The organism is Prosthecobacter sp. (assembly GCF_044227185.1).
In the GTDB taxonomy this organism is placed as follows: Bacteria; Verrucomicrobiota; Verrucomicrobiia; order Verrucomicrobiales; family Verrucomicrobiaceae; genus Prosthecobacter.
Genome location: NZ_JBGAFO010000010.1, coordinates 244,227 through 267,299 on the forward strand (window position 1 = coordinate 244,227; position 23,073 = coordinate 267,299).

At 62.4% G+C, this 23,073-nt stretch carries 19 protein-coding genes; 11 read left to right on the forward strand and 8 right to left on the reverse strand.

Going from position 1 to position 23,073, the window contains the following annotated elements; translation table 11 throughout:
• Positions 1–126: 126 nt before the first annotated feature.
• The 3 genes from recR to ACILSQ_RS22740 are packed head-to-tail and all read right to left on the reverse strand — an operon-like array spanning position 127 to position 3,711.
• Positions 127–735, reverse strand: coding sequence for a recombination mediator RecR (gene recR / locus ACILSQ_RS22730; RefSeq protein ID WP_395745964.1), 609 nt, complete (start codon positions 733–735; stop codon positions 127–129).
• Between the two features lie 11 nt (positions 736–746).
• Entirely contained in the window at positions 747–2,033 is a 1,287-nt protein-coding gene (locus ACILSQ_RS22735) for an adenylate/guanylate cyclase domain-containing protein (protein WP_395745965.1), read from the reverse strand.
• The gene (locus ACILSQ_RS22740; RefSeq protein WP_395745966.1) at positions 2,023–3,711 is read right to left on the reverse strand and encodes an AAA family ATPase; all 1,689 of its coding nucleotides are present in this window, start codon (positions 3,709–3,711) and stop codon (positions 2,023–2,025) included. Before ACILSQ_RS22740 ends, ACILSQ_RS22735 begins: the two co-directional genes overlap by 11 nt.
• 133 nt (positions 3,712–3,844) lie before the next feature.
• Between ACILSQ_RS22740 and argC the strand changes: the two genes are divergently transcribed.
• The 7 genes from argC to ACILSQ_RS22775 all read left to right on the forward strand — a co-directional run bounded on the left by argC (position 3,845) and on the right by ACILSQ_RS22775 (position 12,490).
• Complete coding sequence (gene argC, locus ACILSQ_RS22745) at positions 3,845–4,894, forward strand: N-acetyl-gamma-glutamyl-phosphate reductase (RefSeq protein ID WP_395745967.1); 1,050 nt, start codon at positions 3,845–3,847, stop codon at positions 4,892–4,894.
• 5 nt (positions 4,895–4,899) lie between these two features.
• Positions 4,900–6,186 carry a bifunctional glutamate N-acetyltransferase/amino-acid acetyltransferase ArgJ gene (argJ, locus tag ACILSQ_RS22750; protein ID WP_395745968.1) on the forward strand — a complete coding sequence of 429 codons (1,287 nt, stop codon included), beginning with the start codon at positions 4,900–4,902 and terminating at the stop codon, positions 6,184–6,186.
• 29 nt (positions 6,187–6,215) lie between these two features.
• Complete coding sequence (gene argB, locus ACILSQ_RS22755) at positions 6,216–7,073, forward strand: acetylglutamate kinase (RefSeq protein ID WP_395745969.1); 858 nt, start codon at positions 6,216–6,218, stop codon at positions 7,071–7,073.
• Positions 7,074–7,080: 7 nt separating this feature from the next.
• Complete coding sequence (locus tag ACILSQ_RS22760) at positions 7,081–8,313, forward strand: aspartate aminotransferase family protein (protein WP_395745970.1); 1,233 nt, start codon at positions 7,081–7,083, stop codon at positions 8,311–8,313.
• 13 nt (positions 8,314–8,326) lie between these two features.
• The gene (argF, locus tag ACILSQ_RS22765; RefSeq protein ID WP_395745971.1) at positions 8,327–9,229 is read left to right on the forward strand and encodes an ornithine carbamoyltransferase; all 903 of its coding nucleotides are present in this window, start codon (positions 8,327–8,329) and stop codon (positions 9,227–9,229) included.
• An 8-nt stretch (positions 9,230–9,237) separates the two neighbouring features.
• On the forward strand, positions 9,238–10,050 hold the full coding sequence (murI, locus tag ACILSQ_RS22770) for a glutamate racemase (RefSeq protein WP_395745972.1): 813 nt from the start codon (positions 9,238–9,240) through the stop codon (positions 10,048–10,050).
• A 1,276-nt stretch (positions 10,051–11,326) separates the two neighbouring features.
• Positions 11,327–12,490, forward strand: a complete 1,164-nt coding sequence (locus ACILSQ_RS22775) for an LptF/LptG family permease (RefSeq protein WP_395745973.1) — start codon at positions 11,327–11,329, stop codon at positions 12,488–12,490.
• Positions 12,491–13,015: 525 nt separating this feature from the next.
• Here the strand turns inward: ACILSQ_RS22775 and ACILSQ_RS22780 are convergent.
• The 3 genes from ACILSQ_RS22780 to ACILSQ_RS22790 form a co-directional block, all read right to left on the reverse strand.
• Positions 13,016–14,314 carry an amidohydrolase gene (locus ACILSQ_RS22780; protein ID WP_395745974.1) on the reverse strand — a complete coding sequence of 433 codons (1,299 nt, stop codon included), beginning with the start codon at positions 14,312–14,314 and terminating at the stop codon, positions 13,016–13,018.
• Positions 14,315–14,353: 39 nt separating this feature from the next.
• Positions 14,354–15,529 (reverse strand): alpha/beta hydrolase, encoded by a 1,176-nt coding sequence (locus ACILSQ_RS22785; RefSeq protein ID WP_395745975.1) that lies wholly within the window; start codon positions 15,527–15,529, stop codon positions 14,354–14,356.
• A 100-nt stretch (positions 15,530–15,629) separates the two neighbouring features.
• Positions 15,630–16,772, reverse strand: coding sequence for an alpha/beta hydrolase (locus tag ACILSQ_RS22790; protein ID WP_395745976.1), 1,143 nt, complete (start codon positions 16,770–16,772; stop codon positions 15,630–15,632).
• 39 nt (positions 16,773–16,811) lie between these two features.
• Between ACILSQ_RS22790 and ACILSQ_RS22795 the strand changes: the two genes are divergently transcribed.
• Genes ACILSQ_RS22795 through ACILSQ_RS22805 form a run of 3 tightly spaced genes read left to right on the forward strand, consistent with a single transcriptional unit; the run spans position 16,812 to position 20,511 of the window.
• Positions 16,812–18,020: a M14-type cytosolic carboxypeptidase gene (locus ACILSQ_RS22795; RefSeq protein ID WP_395745977.1), complete on the forward strand. Its 1,209-nt coding sequence runs from the start codon at positions 16,812–16,814 to the stop codon at positions 18,018–18,020.
• Between the two features lie 33 nt (positions 18,021–18,053).
• Positions 18,054–19,508: a DUF1501 domain-containing protein gene (locus tag ACILSQ_RS22800; RefSeq protein WP_395745978.1), complete on the forward strand. Its 1,455-nt coding sequence runs from the start codon at positions 18,054–18,056 to the stop codon at positions 19,506–19,508.
• Between the two features lie 58 nt (positions 19,509–19,566).
• Positions 19,567–20,511: a TraB/GumN family protein gene (locus ACILSQ_RS22805; protein WP_395745979.1), complete on the forward strand. Its 945-nt coding sequence runs from the start codon at positions 19,567–19,569 to the stop codon at positions 20,509–20,511.
• Positions 20,512–20,516: 5 nt separating this feature from the next.
• Here ACILSQ_RS22805 and ACILSQ_RS22810 read toward each other — a convergent pair whose 3' ends face one another.
• Positions 20,517–21,488 (reverse strand): SIS domain-containing protein, encoded by a 972-nt coding sequence (locus ACILSQ_RS22810; RefSeq protein ID WP_395745980.1) that lies wholly within the window; start codon positions 21,486–21,488, stop codon positions 20,517–20,519.
• A gap of 107 nt (positions 21,489–21,595) precedes the next feature.
• Between ACILSQ_RS22810 and ACILSQ_RS22815 the strand changes: the two genes are divergently transcribed.
• Positions 21,596–22,696 carry a hypothetical protein gene (locus tag ACILSQ_RS22815; RefSeq protein ID WP_395745981.1) on the forward strand — a complete coding sequence of 367 codons (1,101 nt, stop codon included), beginning with the start codon at positions 21,596–21,598 and terminating at the stop codon, positions 22,694–22,696.
• A gap of 52 nt (positions 22,697–22,748) precedes the next feature.
• On the opposite strand, the gene ACILSQ_RS22820 is transcribed toward ACILSQ_RS22815, so the two are convergent.
• A complete protein-coding gene (locus tag ACILSQ_RS22820) occupies positions 22,749–22,982 on the reverse strand; it encodes a ferredoxin (protein WP_395732995.1) in 234 nt (77 codons plus the stop codon).
• Positions 22,983–23,073: the final 91 nt, after the last annotated feature.

The window sequence follows — 23,073 nt, forward strand, 5'->3', positions numbered from 1 at the left end:
ACATCTGTTTTGTTGAATGCCCTGAAGCGTGAGCTCATCCACATGGTCGAGAGTGGACTGAGTTTGGAGAACCTGCAGGCGGCGTGAGGATGCGGAGCGGTTTGTACCGGTGCCTGGCAGCAGGCGTCAGCCCATCTTGCGGCGGCCGTGGAGGGCCTGGTAGAGGGTGAGCTCGTCCACGTGGTCGAGACCGCCGCCGGCGGGCATGCCCTGGGCGAGGCGGGTGATGGCGATGCCGGCGGGACGGAGGAGATCCGCAATGTAGCTGGCGGTGGCCTCGCCTTCGACATCGGAGCCGAGGGCGAGGATGACCTCCTCCGTGTGCAGATCACGGACGCGGGTGACGAGGGACTCCATGCGCAGGTCTTCGGGCGTCACGTTGTCGAGCGGCGAGAGCCTGCCGCCGAGTACGTGGTAGAGGCCCTGGAACGCGCCGGAGCGCTCCATGCGCAGGACGTCGGCGGCCTGCTCGACGACGCAGAGCTGCTGACGCTGGCGGCGGGGATCGTGGCAGAGGAGGCAGTCGCTGCCGCTTTCGATGAAGAAACCGCAGTCGGCGCAGGGCTGGATGCGGTCTCCGACTTCGAGGAGGGTGCTGGACAGGAGGGGGATGCGCTCGTCGCTTTTTTGCAGGAGCCAGAGCATGAGGCGCTCCGCGCTGCGGGGGCCGAGGCCGGGGAGCGACTTGAGCTGGGCGATGAGACGCTGGATCGCGGGTGGGTAGTCGATGCGCACGGCGGGAGGACTCAGGTAGCGGCGAGTTTGCGCGAGTGCTGGGGAGTGTCTTTGGCGGGCGAAGATCTGCCCTTCTGCGCCGCTTCGACACGTTCCACGAAGTATTTCAGCGGGAGGTCTTCACGACCTTCGATGGCGGCGCTCGCGAAGCTCTCCTGGGCCTGTTTGAGCTCGCCTTTGCGATACTGGACGACTCCCTGCCAGAAGGCGTCGCGAGCACGGATGTCCGCCTCTGGAAGGGTTCCTTTTTCGGCGAGGAGTTCGTACACCTCGCTCATCTGGCTGGAGCCGACGGTGCTGACCATTTCCATGGGACGCACTTCGGCGGCGTCCTTGACCAAGGCGTAGGTTCTGGCGCTGAGGAGGACCTTGCTGCCGTACTCGGCATTCAAGACGCAGAGCTGCGAAGAAAAGTCGATCACGTCCCCCACGGCGCTGAAGCTTTCGAAGTGGCTGACGCCGAAGAGGCCGCAGACGGCGGGGCCGGTGCTGAAGGCGACGCCGATCTGGGCTTTTTTGCCGAAGCGCTGCTCGATCTCGCGGGCGACGGTGGCGATGTGATTTCGCAGAACGGCGGCGACCTGCACGGCGTGCAGGGCGTGATGCTCATCTGAGAGCGGGAAGCCAAAGAACACGCGGATCTGGCGGGGATTGCAGTCATCGAGATAGGCACCGCGGGCGATGAGGAACTCGGTGATGCTGCGCTGGAAGTGGGTGGCGAGCTCCTCGAACTGCGGGGCCTCGATGCCGGTGGAGAGCTCGCCGTGATTCAGGAGGCGGCAGGTGAGCACGGTGATCTCGCGGCGCTCGGTCATCTTGGCGGGGTTGTTTTGATCCGCGAGCTCCTCAAACTGGCGGGTGGAAAGGCGGCCGACGAAGTAGTCGCGCATGACGTGGCAGCGGTAGGCATTGACCGAACCGCCGACGGCGATGCCGGCGATGCCGGCAAACCAGAGGGCGAGGGAGCCGGAGATGGGCTCAAACAGAATGCCGCTCATGGCCATGATGCAGGAGAAGGAGACGGTGAGGAAGGTGCCGCCGAGAAGGAAGGCGAAGCGGCGCCACTGGGACGTCATCTCAATGCAGACCCAGGCGCTGATGAAGGCCATGACGGTGTAGTAACCGTACTGCAGCAGGACGACCTGCTTCAAGCCGCCCGCAGGCAGAATGAAGCCGCGCGCGAAGAGGACGGCGAACCACTCGGCGGTGCTTTTGAAAAAGCCGAAGTGGTAGAGGGCCAGCAGGGGGATGCAGACGAGCACGCCAATGAACATGGCGGCGGCGTGATTACGATTCATGAGGAGGAGTTTCAGGGGTGAGATCAATGACGGGGCTGGAGACCGGAGGAGGCGCCGGATGTGCGCGGCAGGCGCTGACCACGAGATCGCTGACATATTTGTCGGGATTGGCGACGGCCTCGGGAGTAATGACGAAGCGTGTCTCTCCGGTGCTGCGGGTGACGAGCTTGAGGCCGAAGGGGTAGTCTTTGAAGAGCTTGGTGCAAAGCGCCTCCACGTGCATGCCCTCACGCTGCGCACGCGCGGCAATGGCGGCGATGGCATCGCTGTCGAAGTCGAGGGTAAAGCCGTGCTCGCGCTGAAAGCGCTCTGCGAAGGCGCGGACCTCGCCGGCGTGGGCGGCACCGAGCTCGCGGAACTGGGTGGCGGCCTCGGCGCGGCATTTTTCCAGCACGCGCTCCGGTTCTTTGACGAGCGTGCCGTCGATCTGGAGCTCGGGAAGGCCGAGGCTGGGCATTTCGAATTTGAAGTCGCGGAGGACGCGCTCCCAGGCGGTGACGAGGCCGCGTGCGCCGGTCTTTTCATCTTCGGCGCGGTGGGCGATCTCGCGCAGGGCGTCATCCTGAAAGACGGCCTTCACGCCGTAGGCGGCGAACTCGCGCTCATACTGGCGGATGAGGCTGCCCTCGGAGTTTTTCATGATCTGGAACATGTCGTCCGCGCTGAGGGGATCGCAAACGACGCGGACGGGGAGGCGGCCGATGAACTCGGCCTCGAAGCCGAAGTCGATGAAATCCTTGGTACGGGCCTCGCGGAAGAGAAACTCGGCGGCGGTGGATTTGCTGTCCGAGGAGACGAAGCCGATGGATTTGCGGTTCGTGCGCTTTTCGATGATTTTTTCCAGCCCGCTGAAGGCGCCGCTGACAATGAAGAGGATGTTGCGGGTATTCACCACCTCGCGGCCGGTGCGGCCTTTGCGGGTGTCAAACATCATCTGCATCTGGCTGCGGATGTCGTTCGGCGCGTAGAGGGCGACCTCGGTTTCCTCCATGAGCTTGAGCAGGGTGGTCTGGACACCGCGGCCGCTGACATCACGGCCCAGGCGCTCGGGGCCGCTGCTGAGCTTGTCGATTTCATCGAGGTAGATGATGCCGTGCTCGGCGAGCTCGATGTCGCCATTGGCCTTGGCGACGAGATCGCGCACGAGGTCATCCACATCCGCGCCGACGTAGCCGGTTTCGCTGAACTTGGTGGCGTCAGCTTTCACAAACGGAACGCCGATGAGATCGGCGATGTGCTTGACGAGGTAGGTTTTGCCGACGCCGGTGGGGCCGATGATGATGACGTTCTGCTTGGAGAATTCGAGCCGGGGGCCGCCGGACTCGGAGGCGCGGTCATCACGCAGCATGCGGGCGTGGTGGTAGTGGTCGCACACGGCGGTGGCGAGGACTTTTTTGGCTTCGTCCTGGCGGATGACGAAGCGGTCCAGGTGGGCCTTGATGTCGGCGGGGCGGTAGTTGAAGTCGAAGGCGCGGCCGTTGTCGGGCCTGGCCTCCTCGACGGGTTTTTCGCTCTCCTCCGGGAGGGGGCGGCCGCCGGGGCCTTCGACACGGGTGAAGAGAACCTGGCCGCCGAGGGTGTTTTTGATGAAGTCCTCCAGCTTGCGCGTGATCTCCTCCGGACTGCCGGGCGCTTTGGGTTTCTCGGTCTCTGGGGGTTCGGGCGTGGGGTCGCTCATGGGGGTGCGGACTGTGCGCGAGGCCGGGGCTGCTGACAAGCGGCACGATGCGTGCTGTGCGGGAGAAGAAATGCTCTTTTTCCGGGTTGCACGGCCCCCATGACATCCCATACTCCGCCCCCCGCATTTATTTATGTCAGCACCTGTCAAAGTCGCCGTCGTCGGAGCCAGTGGATATTCTGGAGCCGAGCTGCTGCGCCTGCTGCTGCGGCACCCGAATGTGGAGCTGGTGGCGGTGACCTCGCGCTCGCTGGCGGGCAAGGCCTTGTCTAAAGAATTCCCGCGGTTTCGCGGGGTGGGAGTGGCGGACAAACTGAACTTTACCGTGCCTGATGCGGCGGCGCTGAAGGCGGCAGGTGCGGAGATCGCCTTTCTGGCGGTGCCGCATGGAGTGGCGGCGGAGTATGCCAAGCCGCTGCTGGAGCTGGGGCTGAAGGTGATCGACCTGAGCGCGGACTTCCGGCTGCGGAGCGCGGCGCTGTATGAAGAATTTTACGGACATGCGCATCCGGCGCCGGAGCTGCTGGACGAGGCGGTGTATGCGCTGCCGGAAGTGCGGGCGGAGCAGATCCAGGGTGCGAGGCTCATCGCGTGCCCGGGGTGCTACCCGACGAGCATCCTGCTGCCGCTGATTCCCCTGCTGAAGGCGGGGCTGCTGGCGGAGAGCCCGCTGGCGGTGGCGAGCATGAGCGGCGCGAGCGGCGCCGGGCGGAAAGAGAGCATCCCCCTGCTCTTCTGCGAGGTGCAGAACAGCGTGCGGAGCTACAGCGTGCCTTTGCACCGGCACCTGAGCGAGATAGGCCAGGAGCTGGCGCTGGCGGCGGGGCGGGAGGTGAAGCTGTCCTTTGTGCCGCACCTGATGCCCACGCATTCGGGCATCTGCACGACGACCTTTGCGCAATTGCAGCCCGGAGTGACGGTGGAACAAATCAGCGCCGCGCTGCATTCGGCCTACGATTCGGCCCCCTTCGTGCGTTTGCTGGGGGTGAACCAGTCTCCCGACACCAAAAACGTCACCGGCACCAATTTCGTGGACATCGGCTGGTCCTACGATGCGCGGGCGGGCCAGCTCATTCTGATGAGCACGGAAGACAACATCGGCAAAGGCGCCTCCGGCCAGGCCGTACAAAACATGAACCTGATCTGCGGTTTTGAGGCCACCGCAGGACTGTTGTACGTCTAACTCCCATGGCGACCAAAGCACACGACGAACGCGAATGCCGCGTCTCCTTTAAAGTCATCGAAGGCGGTGTCACCGCCGCGAAGGGCTTCCGCGCCAGCGCCGTGACCTGCGGCATCAAGAACCCCGAGGCCACGCGGCTGGATCTGGCGCTCATTGTTTCAGACACGCCGACCACCACGGATGCGGTCTTCACGACGAACAAGGTGCGCGCGGCGTGCGTGCGGGTGAGCCAGCAGCATATCAAAGAGAGTGACACGCGCGCGATCATCGCGAACAGCGGCAACGCCAACGCCTGCACGGGCGTGCAGGGCATCCAGGACGCCAAAGCCATGACCAAGGCGGTGGCGGAGGAGCTGGGGGTGAAAATGCGGCAGGTGCTGGTGTGCTCCACGGGGATCATCGGGATGCAGATGCCGATTGAGCGAGTGATTGTGAAAGTGCCGGAGGCGGTGGCGAAGCTGAAGGCCGACGGCTCGGATGACGCGATGCGGGCGATCATGACGAGCGACACGCGGCCGAAGACTTTTGCGGTGGATGTGCCGTGCGGCAAAGGGAGCTTCCGCATCGGCGGCATTGCCAAAGGCGCGGGGATGATCTGCCCGAACATGGCGACGATGCTGTGTTTCATCACGACGGACGCCAAGATCGGCAAGGACGAGCTGCACCGCTCCATGTGCTATGCGGTGGAGAAGAGCTTCAACTGCATCACCATCGACGGCGACACGAGCACGAACGACACGGTGATCGTGATGAGCAACGGGCAGGCCGACGCGCCGACGATCAAAAAGAATTCGCCGGAGGCGGAGCTCTTCCGCTGCGCGCTGCACAAGGTGATGCTGGAGCTGGCGAAGATGATCGTGTGCGACGGCGAGCGGGTGACGAAGTTTGTGGAGATCCGGGTGCGCAATGCGCGCACGCTGGGAGACGCGCGCAAGGTGGCCGAGACGGTGGCGAAGTCGCTGCTGGTGAAGTGCTCCTTCCATGGCTGCGACCCGAACTGGGGGCGAATCATTCACGCGGTGGGGTACTCCGGCGCGCGCATTCGTGAAGAACTGATCGACATCTACTTCGGCGGGCTGCAGGCGTGCAAGGGCGGGCTGGCCAACCACACGCCGGTGAGCGAGCTGGAGAAGGTGGTGAAGGAGCCGAAGTTCACCGTCACGATCGATCTCAACCTCGGCACGAGCGGGTACACTGTTTACACCAGCGACCTGTCCGAAGAATACGTGGACTTCAACAGCGCGGAATATTCCGCCGCCGTGCACGCGAAACGCCAGAAGGGCTTCGCCTGATGGCGGTCCCGCTTTCCCATTCATCCGCGATGAATCCTCTCGACGCTCAAATCACCAAATCCGCCGTACTGCTTGAAGCCCTGCCGTACATGCAAAGCTTTCGGGGCTGCACGTTTCTGATCAAGGTGGGCGGCAGCGCGATGGAGGACCCGGTGCAGGTGGATTCGTTTCTGCGCGATGTGGTTTTCCTGGAAGCGGTGGGGATCAATCCGGTGATCGTGCATGGAGGCGGCAAGGCGATCTCCAAGGCGATGACGGAGTCGGGACTGCAGGCGAAATTTATCAACGGCATGCGGGTGACGGACGATGAGACGATCAAGATCGTGGAAGAGACGCTGGCGCGGGTGATCAACCCGGAGATCGTAGGAAAGATCAACGCCTTTGGCGGCAAGGCCGTGGGCATTCCTGGAACGGAGGTGTTTCTGGGTGAGAAGATGAAGGGCGATCTTGGATGGGTGGGCGAGGTGAATGACTGCAAGCTGGGACTGATTCAAGCGGCGGTGGCGGGAGAGTTTGTGCCGGTGGTTTCTCCCGTGGCGCGCGAGCTGGCCTCTGGAAAAACGCTGAATGTGAACGCGGACCTGGCGGCCTGCGGGCTGGCGAAGCGGCTGAAGGCGACGAAGCTGATCTTTCTGAGCGATGTGCGCGGCGTGATGCGCGACCCCAAGGATGACAACACGCTGATTCCGAGCCTGGACGAGGCGTCTATTTCCAAGCTGAAGGCGGAAGGCATCATCAGCGGCGGGATGATTCCGAAGGTGGACTCTTCGCTGGATTCGCTGCGCGGCGGCGTGGGCAAGGTGCATCTCATCGATGGACGGCTGCCGCATGCGCTGATTCTCGAAATCTTCACCGACGGCGGGATCGGTACTGAAATCCATTTGTAATGCTGAGATGAGAACGAGTGATCAACTGATGCAGGAATTCGTCCTGCCGAACTACGGTCGTTACGATGTGTGGCCTGTGCGTGGCGAGGGGCCGTATGTGTGGGACCGGGATGGGAAGAAGTATCTGGACTTTGCGGGCGGAGTCGCTGTGTGCCCGCTGGGGCACTGCCCGCCACCGGTGGTGAAGGCGCTGACGGAGCAGGCGAACACGCTGATCCATGTGTCGAACTGGTACTGCATCGACAAGCAGGCGGAGCTGGCGCGGATTTTGGTGGAGGAGTGCGTGGGCATTCCTGGAAAATGCTTCTTCTGCAACAGCGGAGCGGAGGCGAATGAAGGGCTGATCAAGCTGGCGCGGAAGCACGGGCAGCAGACGGGCGGACGGTATGAGATCATCACCTTCACGGGATCGTTTCATGGGCGCACGTTTGGGGCGATGACGGCGACGGCGCAGGAGAAGATCCATGGCGGCTTTGGGCCGCTGCCGCCGGGGTTTGTGTATTCGCCGTTCAATGACATCGCAGCGCTGGAAGCGGCGATCACGGAAAGCACGGTGGCCATTTTGATGGAACCGATCCAGGGCGAGAGCGGGGTGAATGCGGTGACGCCGGAGTTTCTGCGCGCGGCGCAGCGGCTGTGCCGGGAGAACGACCTGCTGCTGCTGCTGGATGAAGTGCAGTGCGGTTTTGGCCGTGCGGGCGAGATGGCGGGATGGCGCAGCATCGTGCCGGGAGATGAGATTCAGCCGGATGGCATCAGCTGGGCCAAGGCGATCGGCAGTGGTTTCCCGCTGGGCTCCTTCTGGGTGAATGACCGGCGCGACCTGAGCAAGACGCTGGGGCCTGGGACGCATGGCACGACGTATGGCGGATCGCCGCTGGCGTGCGCGGTGGGGATTGCGACGCTGCGGACGATTCTGGACGAGAAGCTGTGCGACCATGCGAAGGCGCGGGGGGCTGCCATCGCCGCCGCTGCCTGCGGGTGGAATCATGTGCTGATCAAGGAGGTGCGGCAGCTCGGGCTGTTCATCGGCTTTGAACTGAATGCGGAGGCGATCTCCGCGAAGTCCGGCGGCAAGCTGCCTTCCATTTTCCTCGCCCAGAAACTGCTGGATGCGGGCATGATGGTGACGCCTGCGGGACCGAATGTGGTGCGCTGGCTTTCGCCGCTGAACATCACGGAAGCCCATGCCGCCGAGGGGCTGACCCTTTTCAAGAGCGTGCTGGATCAGCTCGCATAGAATTTGCCACGATATGAATCATCTGCTTTCCATCGAAGAACTGACGCCGGAACAAATCGGGCGGATCATTGACCTGGCCTGCGAGCTGAAGAAAGACCGCAAGGCCTCGCCACAGGTGCTGACCGGGCAGCAGTGGGCGCTGATTTTCAGCAAGTCCTCGACCCGCACGCGGGTGAGCTTTGAAGTGGGGATCCGTGAGCTGGGCGGCTCGGTGATGTTTCTTTCCAGCGCGGACATTCAACTGGGCCGCGGGGAGCCGATCAAGGACACGGCGCGGGTGATGGGGCGGATGATTCACGGCGCGGTGATCCGCACCTTTGCACAGCAGGATGTGGTGGACTTTGCGCAGTACAGCGGGATTCCGACGATCAATGCGCTGACGGATGACGAGCACCCGTGCCAGGTGCTGGCGGATCTGCAGACGATCAAGGAGCGCCTGGGCGGATGGCAGGGCAAACGCATCTGCTTTCTGGGCGATGGCGACTGCAACATGGCGCGCTCGTGGATCTGGGCGTCCGTGCACCTGGGCTTTGAGCTGGTGATCGGCGCGCCGAAGGCGTTTCAGCCGCAGGAGAGCTTCATGCAGCGGGTGCCGGCGAAGACGATCCGCATTGTGGATGATCCCGCGGAAGCGGTGAAGGGCTGCGACGTGGTTTACACGGACGTGTGGGTGAGCATGGGCAAGGAGGCGGAGAGCGCGGACCGCATCGAGGCGCTGAAGCCCTGGCAGATCAATGACGCGCTGATGAAGCATGCCAAGCCCGGTGCCATCGTGATGCACTGCCTTCCGGCGTATCGCGGCAAGGAGATCACGGATGAAGTGATGGAGGCGCATGCGGATTTGATTTTTGAGCAGGCGGAGAACCGGCTGCATGCGCAGAAGGCGGTGATCGTGGAGATTACGCGGAACAGTTGATGCCAGCCATGAGTTCTCCGGTCACCTCCAGCAGTCCTCTCGGTGTTTTTGATTCCGGGGTGGGGGGGCTGACGGTGGTGAGGGCGCTGAGGGATCTGCTGCCGAATGAGTCGATGGTGTATCTGGGGGACACGGCGCGGGTGCCGTATGGGTCGAAGTCGCCGGACACGATCCGGAGGTTTTCGATGGAGGACACGCAGTTCCTGGTTTCCCACGGGGTGAAGGCGGTGGTGGTGGCGTGCAACACGGCGACGGCGCATGCGCTGCCGGTGCTGCAGGCGACGTTTCGGGTGCCGGTGATCGGAGTGCTGGGGCCGGGGGTGGAGGCGACGCTGTCGGATTCGAGCTGCGAGCGGGTGGGGATCATCGGCACGGCGGGGACGATCCGCAGCCATGCGTATCAGCATGAGATCGCGATGAGGAGGCCGGATGTTTTGATTGAGGCGAAAGCGACGCCGCTGCTGGTGCCGTTTGTGGAGGAGGGGTGGACGGACCACCCGGCGCTGAAGTCGGTGCTGCGGGAGTATTTGAAGCCGATGCTGGACAAGGGGATCGACACGCTGGTGCTGGGCTGCACGCACTACCCGCTGCTGGTGCCGGTGCTGAAGCGGATGCTGGGGCAGAAGGTGAGGCTGGTGGACTCCGCAAGCACCTGCGCGGCGCATGTGAAGGCGAAGCTGGAGCAGGACGGGCTGCTGCGGACGACGAAGAGCAAGCCGACGCTGGACATTTACCTGACGGACCATTCGGAGCAGGCGGAAAACCTGGCGAAGAGGTTTCTGGGGACGGATTTTGGGAAGGTGAAGAAGGCGGTGGTTTAGGGGTGGGGAATTTATGATTTATGATTTATGATTTATGATTTGGCGGAGGGTGGGGGTTTTTGAATGTGCGGGGGTGTGGGGGATTGAGGGGCTTGTGGGAAGCGGAGGATTGATGAGCAATCGATTTTCGCTTTTTGATTTTTGATTTCGGAGGCGGTGGGTCGTGGGGGGATTTGGGGTGAAGGAAGGTTTTATACCACGATCATTTGAAAATGGGTCTGTGGTGAGAAGTTCGGTGCTCAACTGCAAGCGGAGCGGCACCCAGAGCCGGTTAAAAACCGGCGCTCCCAGTACGGCGGGGCTTGCTCGACTGCGCTGGAGCTGGGGAGTCCCAGGCGCATGGCGGAGCGTATGGAAGACGCCCGTTCTTCGCACTTCGTGCTACGAAGGGCAGGCTGCTGGTGGACGCTCGGTGTGGGAGGTTTTTGAATGTGCGGGGGTGTGGGGGATTGAGGAGCTTGGGGGAAGCGGAGGATTGATGAGCAATCGATTTTCGATTTTCGATTTTTGATTTCGGAGGCGGTCGGTCGTGGGGGGGGATTTGGGAGGAAGGAAGGTTTTAGAGCACGATCATTTGAAAATGGGTCTGTGGTGAGAAGTTCGGTGCTCAACTGCAAGCGGAGCGGCACCCAGAGCCGGTTAAAAACCGGCGCTCCCAGTAAGGCGGGGCTTGCTCGACTGCGCTGGAGCTGCGGAGTCCCAGGCGCATGGCGGAGCGTATGGAAGACGCCCGTTCTTCGCACTTCGTGCTACGAAGCATCGGAACTGAAGACGACTCGATTGTGGAACAGAGAGTAACGGCGGAGGCAGTTCGAGAAAGGGAGCGCTGTTTTTTGGCAAAGGAATGAAGGGGCAAAGGAATGGCCGGAGACTTGCACCGCAGAGGCTGGAACGCCGCAGAGATTTCTTCTGGGTCCCATTCTGAAAAATTGGCTTCGCCTGCTTCCGCTGCGCTCCAGAGCTGCGGCGTTTCCACCTCTGCGGTGTCGTTATTCGAAAGGGCAGGCTTCTGGTGGACGCTCGGTGTGGCGGAATGCCCGGTTTGCTTTCCGGACCGGAGCCATCGGTACCAGGGAAGCCTTGCTGAGGCCCGGCATCCCTTCGCTATGATACGGAAGGCCGTTGCCCTTCCCCTCAAGAGGTGGACGTCGGCTTATTGCAGGCACCTCGACCGTCTGCCAAGGTACAGACCTGTTTTCAACTGATCGTTGTATCCAAAGGCAAAATGCCCGTGCTACTTGCCGGATGGTGAAGGCCTGCTAGCCTGACCGCCCGCATGTTTCCGCGCATTTTTGACCGCTATCTTGGCCGCCAGGTCGCATCAGCCACGCTGATCGGCGTGGCGCTGCTCAGCGGCGTGATGGTGCTGGGGAATGTGTACAAGAAGCTGGACCAGCTGCTGGGCAACACGGAGCTGCCTCTCTCCGTGATCGCGGAGTTTGTGATGCTGGTGATTCCGTTTTCGCTGATTTTCACGATTCCGTGGGCCTTTCTGACGGGCATTTTGCTGGTGTTTGGGCGGCTGTCCGCGGACAACGAGCTGGTGTCCCTGCGCATGACGGGCATGTCCATGCCGCGCATCTGCGCGCCGGTCTTTGTGCTCGCCGTCGCGCTGAGCGGGATCTGCCTGTGGGTGAACGTGAGCCTGGCGCCGGCGGCGAAGGACCGCATGAAGCGGCTGTTTTACCAGGTGGCGGTGAAAAACCCTGAAACGCTGTTTCAAGAGGGCCAGGTGCTGGACCGCGTGCCGGGCTACCGCATTTACACCAGCAAGCGGCATGACAAGACGCTGACGGACCTGCACATCATCATGCTGAAGGATGCGAATGCCATCAATTACATCCACGCCAAGAAGGCCACGCTGCATACCGCGCCCGGATCGATGGATCTGCTGATGGAAATGGAAGGCACGACGGCAGAACTTCTTCCCGGTCAGGACAAGGACAAGGAAAAGGAAAAGGAAAAGGACAAGGGTTCACAGAACGGTTCGTCCGAAGGGTCCTCGTTCAAGACGCAATGGCTGAAACTTTCGTTGTCCGAAATGCAGAAGGACGTGGTGCGGGTGAATGCGAGCATGAAGACGACCAGCGCGCTGGCCGAAGAGGTGAGCACCTGGAAGGACACCGTGACCGGCGAGGCACTGACGCCTGTCACGCGATCCCTGTCTCTAACGGAGCTGAACAAGCGCTACAGCTTTTCGCTGGCCTGCATCACGTTTGCGCTGGTGGGCATTCCGCTGGGGGTGACGGCGCAGAGGCGCGAGACTTCGTCCGGCTTTGCGCTGAGCCTGATCACGGCCACGGTTTACATTGTGTTTATTATTCTGGCGGACACGCTCAATGACAAGCCGGCGGCGATGCCGCACCTGATCATGTGGCTGCCGAATGTGATCTTCCTGGGGATGGGCGGCTGGCTGTTTTACAAGCTGAGCCGGAAGTGAGGCCACAAACAGTTGAAAACAGGTCGGGAGCGGGTGTCGCAGGAAGGTCGAGGGGAAGGGACAGAACTCGAATGTTCAGCGGTCTTCCATTTTTCGCGGCTCGATGTGCTTTCGGGTACCTGGGGTGTGCTTGATTGACGATTCATCCTTCGCTCTGCGAGCTTCGGAGAACACGTTGATGAGCCATCGATTTTTGATTGCAGATGTGCCGGAATCTCAGTGCGACGCACCAAACGCAGTGCCTCTGCGCACCTAGAATCAGGCCTGTTTCAGGTATTCGTGCATGATACGGTTCGCGGTGGAGAAGGAGGCTATGCGGCAGCGCGCAAGCGCGGAGGATTGGGCGGCTCCGAGTGCAATGAACGGCGGCGACAGCATCATGCCTGCAAATCTTCGTGCCAGAAGCCGCGGAGCCCCTGCCTTTCGACGCTGCAAGGACGGCGCACCTTTTTCAGCGCCCGCGATGCGAGAGACCCGAAGCTTCGGCCCCGGCGCAGCGGTGCCCTACCAGCCCTGTGGCGCGCATCATTTTTTCAGGAGGCCGATCACCGTTGAAGTCATGGCGGTGACGCCGGTTTCGAGGGTGGGCTCGGGGACGGGCTTGAAAAGCGGTGAATGGAGGGAGGGGAGAGAGGTGCCTTTGGCCTTGGCGGAGGCCACGAGAGCCGGGGGCTGGGTGCCGAGCCAGAACATGCAGAGGGGGACTTTGTCCTTGGTCATGCCGTATTCGGAAAAGTCCTCGGCGCCCATGACGGGCTCGCGGGCGAGAACATTGTCCGCACCGATGGCGGCGCCGATGTATTTGCGCACTTCCTGGCAGAGCTCGGGCTGATTGTAGAGAGCGGTGGCGCTGTCATCGGAGACGAGGACCTCGGGCATTTTGTCCGCGGGCATGCTGGCGGACTCGGCCTGGGCTTTGACGATGCGCTTGATGGAGTCGATGAGGTGCTGGCGGGTCTCCTTCTTGTAGCTGCGGAGGGTGAGCTGCAGGCGCACTTCTTCGGAAATGATGTTGCTCTTAGTGCCGCCGTGGATGCTGCCGACGGTGATGACGGCGGGATCTCCGGGGCGGACTTCGCGGCTGACGATGGTCTGCAGGGCGAGGACGATCTGCGATGAGAGGACGATGGGGTCCTTGCACAGATGCGGCATGGAGCCGTGACCGCCGACGCCTTTGACGACGATTTCGACGGAGTCCACATTGGCGAGGGCGAAGCCTTCGACGATGCCGACCTGGCCGTGGGCCATGTCTGAGGAGCAGTGAAGGGCGACGGCTTTGTCGGGCTTGGGGAATTTGGAGAAGAGGCCGGCGCGGAGCATGAAGCGTGCGCCGAGGACGCGCTCTTCGGCGGGCTGGCCGATCATGACGACGGTGCCCTGCCACTGGTCTTTGAGTTTGGAGAGCGCGCGGGCGGTGCCGATGAAGCTGGCCATGTGCATGTCATGGCCGCAGGCGTGCATGACGTTCACCTCGCGGCCGAGATCATCCTTCACGACTTTGGTGCTGGCGTAGGGGAGGCCGGTGACTTCTTTGACGGGGAGGGCATCGAGATCTGTGCGGACGAGGATGACGGGGCCTTCGCCGTTTTTCAGCACGCCGACAACGCCGTGGCCGCCGACGTTTTCTGTGACTTCGAGACCGGCGTCTCGCAGCTCTTTGGCGATGCGAGCGGCGGTTTCGGTTTCATGAAGGGAGAGTTCAGGACTGGTGTGGAGCTCTTTGTAGAGGGTGACGAGGGAGGAAAGCTCCTGTTTGACGACCGACGAAAGATCAGCGGCGGCGAGGGAGGAGGTGAGGAGAAGGGAGAGGAGAAGGGGCTTCATGGTAGAGAGTAAGCGGACGATTGTGGTGTCTTGCAGGGGTCAGGGCGATTGAGGCCGGGCCTGGGTGGCACGGAGCCAGTCACGTTCGGCCTCAAGTTTGGCGATTTGGTTCCTGATCCGAGATAGATCATCGGCGAGGCTCTCGATCTTGATCGGCTTCGGCTTCAATTCTTCCTCAATCCATTTCTTCTGCTCGGCCAAAAGCTTTTCGAATCTGGCGGCTTCGTTCTTTTTTCCCGCCGCACGGGATTCCTCAAGCCCTCTCTTGTATTGACCGACAAGCGACCATTCGTAACTGCAGACCTCTCCGGGAAGACCTTTTTCAGCAGTCTGAAGAATCCAGGCAAGCTTTGACTGGAGCTGCTTGATTTGGGCATCCAACGGAGTGGGCAGCCATCCCATCGCGGCCATCCATTCGGCGCAGCGCTGGGGCCAGGCGTTGATGGGCTGCTTGTTGTCGCGCATGCCGAAGCCGTGGCCGCCTTTGGTGAAGAGGTGGAGTTCGCAGGGGATGCCGAGCTTTTTGTACTCAAGATAGAGCACCGCGGCGGCGGCGGGGTTCTGGCCGTCGTCGTGGGCGCAGGCGAGGAACATGGGCGGGGCATCCTTTGGCACGGTGAAGCCCTCCTTGAGTTTGGCGGGGTCTTTGAAGTCCACGAAGCCGCCGCCGTAGATCATGATGCCGAAATTTGGCAGCGCGGCCTGGGTGGCGCGATCACAGGCGATGTGTGCCAAAAGGTTTCCGCCGGCGCTGAAACCCAGGAGCCCGATGCGGTTTGGATCCAGGTTCCATTCTTTGGCCTGCTCGCGGACGAGCGAGATGGCCTTCGCGGCATCGGCCACGGGCTTTTCGTGCGGGGCGGGTTCATCGCGGGTGGGCGTGCGGTATTTCAGAAGGATGCCAGTGACACCGAGGGTGTTCAGCCACTCGCAGACCTGCGTGCCTTCGTGAACGGCGGAGAGGAAGACGTAGCCACCGCCCGGGGCGACGATGATGCTGGTGCCATTGGGCTTTTCGGGACGATAGACCGTGATGGTGGGATCAAGGATGTCAGTGACGGTGTTTTTGCCAGCCTTGGTGCGGATGAAGTCCTCGGTGGCCTTGGAATGCGGGAGCATCTGGCCGGGAGGGCCATCTGGCCAGAGCTTGATCTCGATGGGATCTGCGGCGCAGAGGCATGCCGGGACGATGAGCAGGAGAAGAAGCGGTTTCATGGGTGCATTTAACGCGATGAAGGCCGACTCTGGCAAGTCTCAAGGCCACTGGCTGTCTGCCAGCAACTGGACGACGCGGGCACGTTCGGACTTGAGCTTTTCAATGGCTGCGCGGGTTGTTTCGACCTCTTTCGAGAGCTGGTTCCACAGACGCGAACGCTCTTTTTCCGCGGCTTCCCCTTTGGCGAGCGAAAGCTCGTCCTGCGCAATCTGCCGGCGGAGTCCTGCTGCTCTGGGCTGTGTCATCCGTCTGCTCTGCCTGGAGGAGTTCGGACCTGGCGCCTTTGATCTTTTCGGTGAGTTCAGGCAAGCCGTTGTTGCCGCAGATCATCAACTTCTTCAGAGACGGCAGCAGCTCCTGCTTCATCTTTTTCTCAAGTTGTTCGATCTGTGCATCCACCTTTGCCACGGAAGGAAGCCAGCCCATGTCATCGAGCCACTGAGCGCAGTGCTGAGGCCAGCCTGCCGCCGACGCGCCCGGCCTGCGCAGTTCGAAACCGACGGCGCGCTCGGAGAAAAGGTGAAGCTGGGAGGCAACGTGCTGCTGGGCGCAGGCTGCCTGCAGCGCCGTCAAAGCGAGGAAGGCCCGCTCCCTGCCATGAGTGCAGGCCATGAAAACCGGGGGAACGTCTGCCGGCACGCTGAAAGTTTCGCCGAGGGGAGGGGGCTCGGTGGGATCCGCGGCAGCGTCACCGTAAATCATGATGCCAAAATCCGGCCGCTGATTCTGCCAGGCGCGGTCGCAGAGGACATGGGAGAGCAGGGTGCCGCCCGCGCCAAAACCGAGCAAGCCGACGCGTTTGGGATCCAGCTTCCACGCATGAGCATTGTCCCGTATGATGGCGACGGCACGCAGGGCATCCTGCACGGGCTTGTCGTACGGAGCGACTTCATCACGAGTCGGCGTGCGATACTTCAGCAAGACGGAGGTGATGCCGAGGCTGTTGAGCCATTCGCAGGCCTGCGTGCACTGCTGCATGGAGGAGAGAAAGGCGTAGCCGCCGCCCGGCACCACGATGACGCTGGCGCCATTCGGTGTCTTTGGACGATGGATGGTGAGGGTGGGCTCGGCAATGCCGGTGACGGCTGCGCTGCCAGCCAAGGCGCGAATGAAATTTTCCGTCTCCTTTGAAGACGGCTGCATGCGGCCGGGGACGACACGCCACATCTTAAGCTCGGCAGGTTCAGCCGCCTGCATGGAGAGGCCTGAAGCGAAAAGAATCAGCGGCAGCAAAGGTTTCATGCGCAGACTGGCCTGATCATACCGTTCTTTGGCTTCGTGATGAAAGCACTATTTTTTCTGGTCTTGGGGGGCGTTGCCGCCCATGCGGAGCTGCGGGTGGTCACGGACTTTGAGGGAGGCAATGCGGAGGTGGTGACGCTGGACCAGGAGGCGGCGCGGCTGCGGATCATGCCGGCGCTGCATGAGGGGCGGGGCTGGCCGTGCTGGTGGTTCTTCAGGCTGGACGGCACCAAGACGGGGCAGAAGATCACGCTGGAGGTGCAGGGGCAGACGCGGCCCTTTCGTCCTGGGACGGTGCTGGCGGCCTCGTGGTGCCAGCCAGACCAGGCGGTGATGAGCCAGGATGGCAGGACGTGGACGCAGACGGCGAAGGCGGAACGCACGGCGGAGAAGGTGGCCATTTACCAAGTGCAGGCGGAAGGGCCGAGCGTGTGGCTGGCCTGGGGGCCGCCGTTTGTACCGGCCACCGCCGAGAGCGTGATGGCGGCGGTGAAGAGGACGCTGGGCGATGAGGCGGAGCGATTCGAACTGGCGAAGACACGCGATGGGCGTGCGGTCAACGGCATCCGAATTGGCAAGGCGGATGCGCCTCGGCAGGTGTGGGTGAACGCGCGGCAGCATGCGTGGGAGGCAGGCGGAGCGTGGGTGGGACGCGGCTTTGTGGAATGGCTGGCGAGTGCGGAGGCGAAGGATTTTCGCAGCCGCTGCTGCGTGCACTTCATTCCGATCATGGATGTGGACAACGTGACGCTGGGGGCGGGCGGGAAGGAATCGCTGCCGCAGGATCACAACCGGGACTGGTCGGATGCGCCATATCATCCGGAGGTGGCGGCGGCGCAGAAGCGGCTTTTGGAGATTCAGGCGACGCGGGGGCTGGATGTGTTTTTGGATCTGCACAATCCGGGCCCTTCGGACCGCGCGCCTTTTTTCTTTGGCCCGTTTGGCTTTGAGCGCATGACGGGGGTGCAGCGGGACAACTACCAGCGGTGGATGGATCTGGCGGCGGCGCATCTGACAGGGCCGCTGAAGGTGGAGCCGAAGTACCGGTACGCGACCTACGTGAAGACGGAGGAGGAGCGCGGGCGCATGAGCAGCGGCTGGGCACGGGCGCATGGCGGGGAGGGGACGATTTCGATCACGCTGGAGACGGCCTGGAACACGCCGCAGAGCACGGCGGAGAACTACAGGGTGGTGGGCGCGCAGGTGGCGCGGGCGCTGGAAGCGTACCTGAAAGAGCCGCGACGCTGAAGGCGATACTTCCCTGCCCTGCCCTGCTCCGCCATGCATCCGCTCGATGACCACCGTCTGCACCTGACGCGCCGTGCGTTGTTTGGGAAGACGGCGCTGGGGATGGGCGGCGCGGCGCTGGGCGGGCTGCTGACGAAGGAGGGATGGGGAGCGCAGATGCCGGATGCGATGGCGCCGGCGCTGCCGCATTTTGCGCCGAAGGCCAAGCGGGTGATCTATCTGCTGCAGAATGGAGCGCCCTCGCATGTGGACCTGTTTGATCACAAGCCGATGCTGAAGAAGATGCACGGCACGCAGATCCCGGACAGCGTGGTGGCGGGAAAGCGCTTCAGCACGATGACGGGCGGACAGACGGCGCGGCCGCTGCTGGGGGAGATCACGAATTTTTCACGCCACGGCCGCAGCGGGGCGACAGTGAGCGACTTCCTGCCGCGCACGGCGGCGATAGCGGACGAGCTGTGCTTCATCAAGTCGATGCACACGACGCAGGTGAACCATGCGCCGGCGATCACGTTTTTCATGACGGGGAGCGAGCAGGCGGGGAGGCCGGCGATCGGCTCCTGGCTGAGCTACGGGCTGGGCAGCGAGGCGGAGGACCTGCCGGCGTTTGTGGTGATGACCTCGCGCGACAAGGAGGCGAGCTGCGGACAGATTTTCTATGACTTCTACTGGGGCAGCGGGTTTCTGCCGTCGAAGTACCAGGGGGTGAAGTTTCGCGGCAGCGGCGATCCGGTTTTGTACCTGAGCAATCCTGATGGGATGAGCCCGGGGGTGAAGCGCACGATTCTGGACGGCATCGCGGGCCTGAACGAGATGAAGCTGAAGGAGTTTGGCGATCCGGAGATTGCCACGCGGATCGCGCAATACGAGATGGCGTACAAGATGCAGACGAGCGTGCCGGAGCTGACGGATTTCTCGGACGAACCGAAGCACATTCTGGAGATGTACGGCCCGGATGTGATGCGGCAGGGCAGCTATGCCTACAACTGCCTGATGGCGCGGCGGCTGGCGGAGCGCGGCGTGCGCTTTGTGCAGCTGATGCATGCGGGCTGGGACCAGCACCGGAACCTGAACACGCAGCTCAAGATTCAATGCACGGACACGGATGCGCCGAGCGCGGCGCTGGTGAAGGATCTGAAGCAACGCGGATTGCTGGAGGACACGCTGGTGATCTGGGGCGGGGAGTTTGGGCGCACGCCATTTTTGCAGGGGAAGATCGAGGAGACGAAGCAGTGGGGGCGGGACCACCACCCGTATGTGTTCACGATGTGGATGGCCGGTGGCGGTGTGAAGGCAGGAATGACGTATGGCGAGAGTGATGAGTTTGGCTTTGGCGTGGCGCGGGACGGCGTGCATGTTCACGATTTTCAGGCGACGCTGATGCATCTGCTGGGCATCGACCATGAGCGTTTCACGTTCCGGTTTCAGGGGAGGCAGTTCCGGCTGACGGATGTGCATGGGAGCGTGGTGCGGGCGGTGGTGGGGTGAGGATCATCACCGCACATCCGGGTTGCATCCTGATGCTGGCGCGTGTTTGAGTCGGGCGATGCCGATCTATCGTTTCCTCCTTGCCCTGGCGCTGTGCGTTTGCCTGCCTGCGTGCGGGCGCGAGCCGGTGGAGGCGGGAGGCAAGGCCCGCGAGGGGGCGTTTGTGGCGGATGGTGGAGGAGACGGATGTGTGTGGGTGGTGGACGGACCGAACGGGGGCCGGCTCTACCTGTGCGGAGCGATCCATACTCTGCGTGAGAAGGACTACCCGCTGGCGCCGGCCTATGAGGCGGCCTATGCGAACTCCAAGAAGCTGGTGCTGGAACTGCCGCCGGGAGCGACCTCAAGCCCGGAACTGGGGAACCGGATGTCGCACCTGGGGATCTACCCGAAAGAGGATTCGCTGGAGGCGCATGTGAGCCACGAGACGTGGGAAGAGGTGAAGAAGTGGGCGACGTCACACAAATTCAACGCGGCTCCGCTGAACCGGCTGCGGCCGTGGTTTCTGGCGCTGATGATCACCTCCACGGAATATGAAGCGCTGGACGCGAAATCTGAACTGGGGGTGGACAGCTACTATGAAGCGCGGGCGAAGAAGGACGGGAAACCGGCGGAAGGGCTGGAGACGCTGGAGATGCAGATCAAGCTTTTTACCACGCTGAACGAAAAGCAGCAGAGTGAATTTCTGGAACAGACGCTGGCGGAGGTGAGCACGGCGAAGCAGGAGTTTGAAAAGATGATCAAGGCCTGGAAGTACGGGCGCCTGGATGAACTGAAGGACATGCTGTTCCGGGAGGCGGACAACCACCCTGAGCTGACGAACCTTTTTCTAACGGACCGGAACGAGGCCTGGATGGACCCGCTGGAGGCGATGCTGAAACGTGGAGAAAAGGTGATGGTGCTGGTGGGCACGGCGCACCTGGTGTCTGAGAAGGGATTGATCGAGCTGATGCGCAAGCGCGGGTACAAGGTGCGGCACTACAAAGAGGTGACGGATTTTTAACCGCTTCAGACGAGGCGGAGGCGGGTGATGTCCTGGGTATCCACCATGCCCACAGGCCTGCCGGAGTCATCGACGACGACGATGTCATCGACGCGGTTTTTCTCGAGGGTGGCGAGGACTTCGGCGGCGAGCCTGCCGGCCTGGATGCTGACGGGGCGGGGAGTCATGAAATCGCGGACGGGCCTGTCTGCGATGGCGTTGTCTTTCTGAAACGCGCGGACGAAGTCGCCATGGGTGAAGACGCCGGCGAGGGCGCCGTCCGGATGGGCGACGATGGCGGCGCCGCTGCGGGCGCGGGTCATGGCCTGGAGGGCCTCGCGGACGGGCGTGTCCGGGCGGATGACGGCGAGCTGATCGCCGCTGCGCATGACATCGCTCACGCGGGTGAGGAGGGCACGCCCGAGCGAGCCGCCGGGGTGGAGGCGGGCGAAGTCCTCGGACTGGAAGCCACGGGCCTCCAGCAGGGCCATGGCGAGGGCATCGCAGAGGACGAGCATGGTGGTGGTGCTGGAGGTGGGGGCGAGGTTCAGGGGGCAGGCCTCCTGGGTGACGTGAACATCGAGCACGACCTCCGCATTTCTGGCCAGGGTGGACTGGGTGCCGCCGGTGATGGCGATGATGGGAACGTCAAAGCGCTTCAGATGCGGCAGGAGGTCCAGGAGCTCGGAGGTTTCGCCGCTGTAGCTGAGCATGATGGCGAGATCGCCCGGATCGATGACGCCGAGGTCGCCGTGGAGGGCATCTCCGACATTGAGGAGGACGGTGGTGGCGCCGGTGCTGTTGAGGGTGGCGGCGAGCTTCCGGCCGATGCTGCCGCTCTTGCCCACGCCGCAGACAATGAGCTTTCCCTTCCGGCCAAGAGCAGCGAGGAGCTGCTGGATGGCCTGGGCGAAGGATTCGTCAATGCGTGCATGCAGCCGCTGGAGCTCATCAATTTCGAGCTGGATGACGCGGCGGGCCTTTTCGGGGTAATTCATGGGCGGCAAATGTTAGGCGGGGACTGAGATGGAGCAACCAAGTGCTTGAGCATGAGATATTTCCCCGCCATGATAAGCAGCGCTCCATCTGAATTGTCCTTCAATCAATGACTTCCGGCTCCATCGGCTCCCACCGCGCCTTCATGGGTGTTTGCATCACCCTGTGCGTCTGCCTGGCATTGGTCCTTTTTGTGGGGTGGCGGCTGTACTTTTTCAGCATCGCAAACCGCAACACGCTGATCGAGATCGATCAAACAGAGGGGAAGAAGGTTCAGGATCTGGAGAAGATGGGCCTTTCCTTTGAGTCGGTGCAGCCCGAAGCTCCGGCACCCTCGGTGCTGCCGAAAATTCTTGCGAGCGGTGGCGAGAGCAACCTCCACTTTTCTCCTTCTTCCACTTCTGAGGCTTCCACGCCCGCGCCCGCGCCCACCAGCGCCTCCTCTCCGGCTCCATCTCCGGCTCTGGCTTCGGCTTCGTCGTCATCCGCTTCCGCTTCCAGTGGGTCGGCCGCCCTGTTTCCAGCGGAATCCAGCATCAAGGAACTGCCGCTGCTGCCATCGAGCGACGAAGTCGTGCAGGCAGTGGAGCTGCTGGACCGGTATTGGAAAACGAAGGACTGGCAGGAGCGTGTGCCGCTGGTGGCTCATTCGGACCGCGTGGCCCGGTTGATGAAAGATTTCTATGAAACACAGAAGGGTGCGGACCCCGTGCCGGGCGCCCTGACGAACAAGGCGCGCTATCAGATCGACGGCACCGAAATCCTGTACTTCAGCTATGCGAGCAACCGGCCCACGGGATCGCTGGAAATCGCCATGCTGAAGAGTCCGGAGGGAAAATTCCTGATCGACTGGGAAAGCCTGACCGGGTATGGCGAGATGTCGTTCCAGGAATTTCGTGCGCAGCGCCCCACCAAGCCGGTGCTCATGCGCGCCTACGTGCGTTTGTTTGAGTACTACAATTTCGAGTTCTCCGACGCGAAGAAGTACCTGTGCGTGAAAATGACGTCCGAGAGCGGAGAGAGCTCTGTGTACGGCTACTGCGAGCGCGGCACGAAACTGGCGAACTGGCTGGATGCCGACCTGGCCACCACGGGCCCCTCGGGCTTCAAAGGCTACACGATGCTGCTGTCCTTCCCGGCAAACGCGCAGTCAAACCAGTGTGTGAACCTGGAGAAGGTGCTGGCTCAGCGCTGGCTTCGGCTGCCCTGACCTGAAACAGGCTGCCTGGGGCGGCCTGTCTTGCTCTCTTAACGAGACAAACTTATTCTCCGTCGCGGCCGATCGCCTCCACCGGGCAGCCGGTGAGGGCCTCTTCACAAAGGGCGCGCTCTTCATCCGTTTCAGGCTGCTTGTAGAGAAAGGAGTGACCGCCGTCGTCGTCACGCTTGAAGTTTGCAGGGGCCGTTTCGCGGCAGAGGTCACAGTCAATGCACTGGTCATCAACGTAATAAGCTCCGGGAGCGTTTTGGGCGTATTTGTTTGCAGCGTCGGCCATGGGAATCTGGGAGGTAAGGGGCGGGGATAGTAGTTCCCGACCCCTGGGTTTCAAACGGTTTTTTGTCGTGGCCCCTGTCCCCCTCAGTCGG

Excerpts from the sequence above, each read along its gene's own strand:
- ACILSQ_RS22735 (WP_395745965.1), bottom strand. The coding sequence starts at position 2,033 with ATGAATCGTAATCACGCCGCCGCCATGTTCATTGGCGTGCTCGTCTGC.
- ACILSQ_RS22740 (WP_395745966.1), bottom strand. The coding sequence starts at position 3,711 with ATGAGCGACCCCACGCCCGAACCCCCAGAGACCGAGAAACCCAAAGCG.
- argC (WP_395745967.1), top strand. The coding sequence starts at position 3,845 with ATGTCAGCACCTGTCAAAGTCGCCGTCGTCGGAGCCAGTGGATATTCT.
- argJ (WP_395745968.1), top strand. The coding sequence starts at position 4,900 with ATGGCGACCAAAGCACACGACGAACGCGAATGCCGCGTCTCCTTTAAA.
- argB (WP_395745969.1), top strand. The coding sequence starts at position 6,216 with ATGAATCCTCTCGACGCTCAAATCACCAAATCCGCCGTACTGCTTGAA.
- ACILSQ_RS22760 (WP_395745970.1), top strand. The coding sequence starts at position 7,081 with ATGAGAACGAGTGATCAACTGATGCAGGAATTCGTCCTGCCGAACTAC.
- argF (WP_395745971.1), top strand. The coding sequence starts at position 8,327 with ATGAATCATCTGCTTTCCATCGAAGAACTGACGCCGGAACAAATCGGG.
- murI (WP_395745972.1), top strand. The coding sequence starts at position 9,238 with ATGAGTTCTCCGGTCACCTCCAGCAGTCCTCTCGGTGTTTTTGATTCC.
- ACILSQ_RS22775 (WP_395745973.1), top strand. The coding sequence starts at position 11,327 with ATGTTTCCGCGCATTTTTGACCGCTATCTTGGCCGCCAGGTCGCATCA.
- ACILSQ_RS22780 (WP_395745974.1), bottom strand. The coding sequence starts at position 14,314 with ATGAAGCCCCTTCTCCTCTCCCTTCTCCTCACCTCCTCCCTCGCCGCC.
- ACILSQ_RS22785 (WP_395745975.1), bottom strand. The coding sequence starts at position 15,529 with ATGAAACCGCTTCTTCTCCTGCTCATCGTCCCGGCATGCCTCTGCGCC.
- ACILSQ_RS22790 (WP_395745976.1), bottom strand. The coding sequence starts at position 16,772 with ATGAAACCTTTGCTGCCGCTGATTCTTTTCGCTTCAGGCCTCTCCATG.
- ACILSQ_RS22795 (WP_395745977.1), top strand. The coding sequence starts at position 16,812 with ATGAAAGCACTATTTTTTCTGGTCTTGGGGGGCGTTGCCGCCCATGCG.
- ACILSQ_RS22800 (WP_395745978.1), top strand. The coding sequence starts at position 18,054 with ATGCATCCGCTCGATGACCACCGTCTGCACCTGACGCGCCGTGCGTTG.
- ACILSQ_RS22805 (WP_395745979.1), top strand. The coding sequence starts at position 19,567 with ATGCCGATCTATCGTTTCCTCCTTGCCCTGGCGCTGTGCGTTTGCCTG.
- ACILSQ_RS22810 (WP_395745980.1), bottom strand. The coding sequence starts at position 21,488 with ATGAATTACCCCGAAAAGGCCCGCCGCGTCATCCAGCTCGAAATTGAT.
- ACILSQ_RS22815 (WP_395745981.1), top strand. The coding sequence starts at position 21,596 with ATGACTTCCGGCTCCATCGGCTCCCACCGCGCCTTCATGGGTGTTTGC.
- ACILSQ_RS22820 (WP_395732995.1), bottom strand. The coding sequence starts at position 22,982 with ATGGCCGACGCTGCAAACAAATACGCCCAAAACGCTCCCGGAGCTTAT.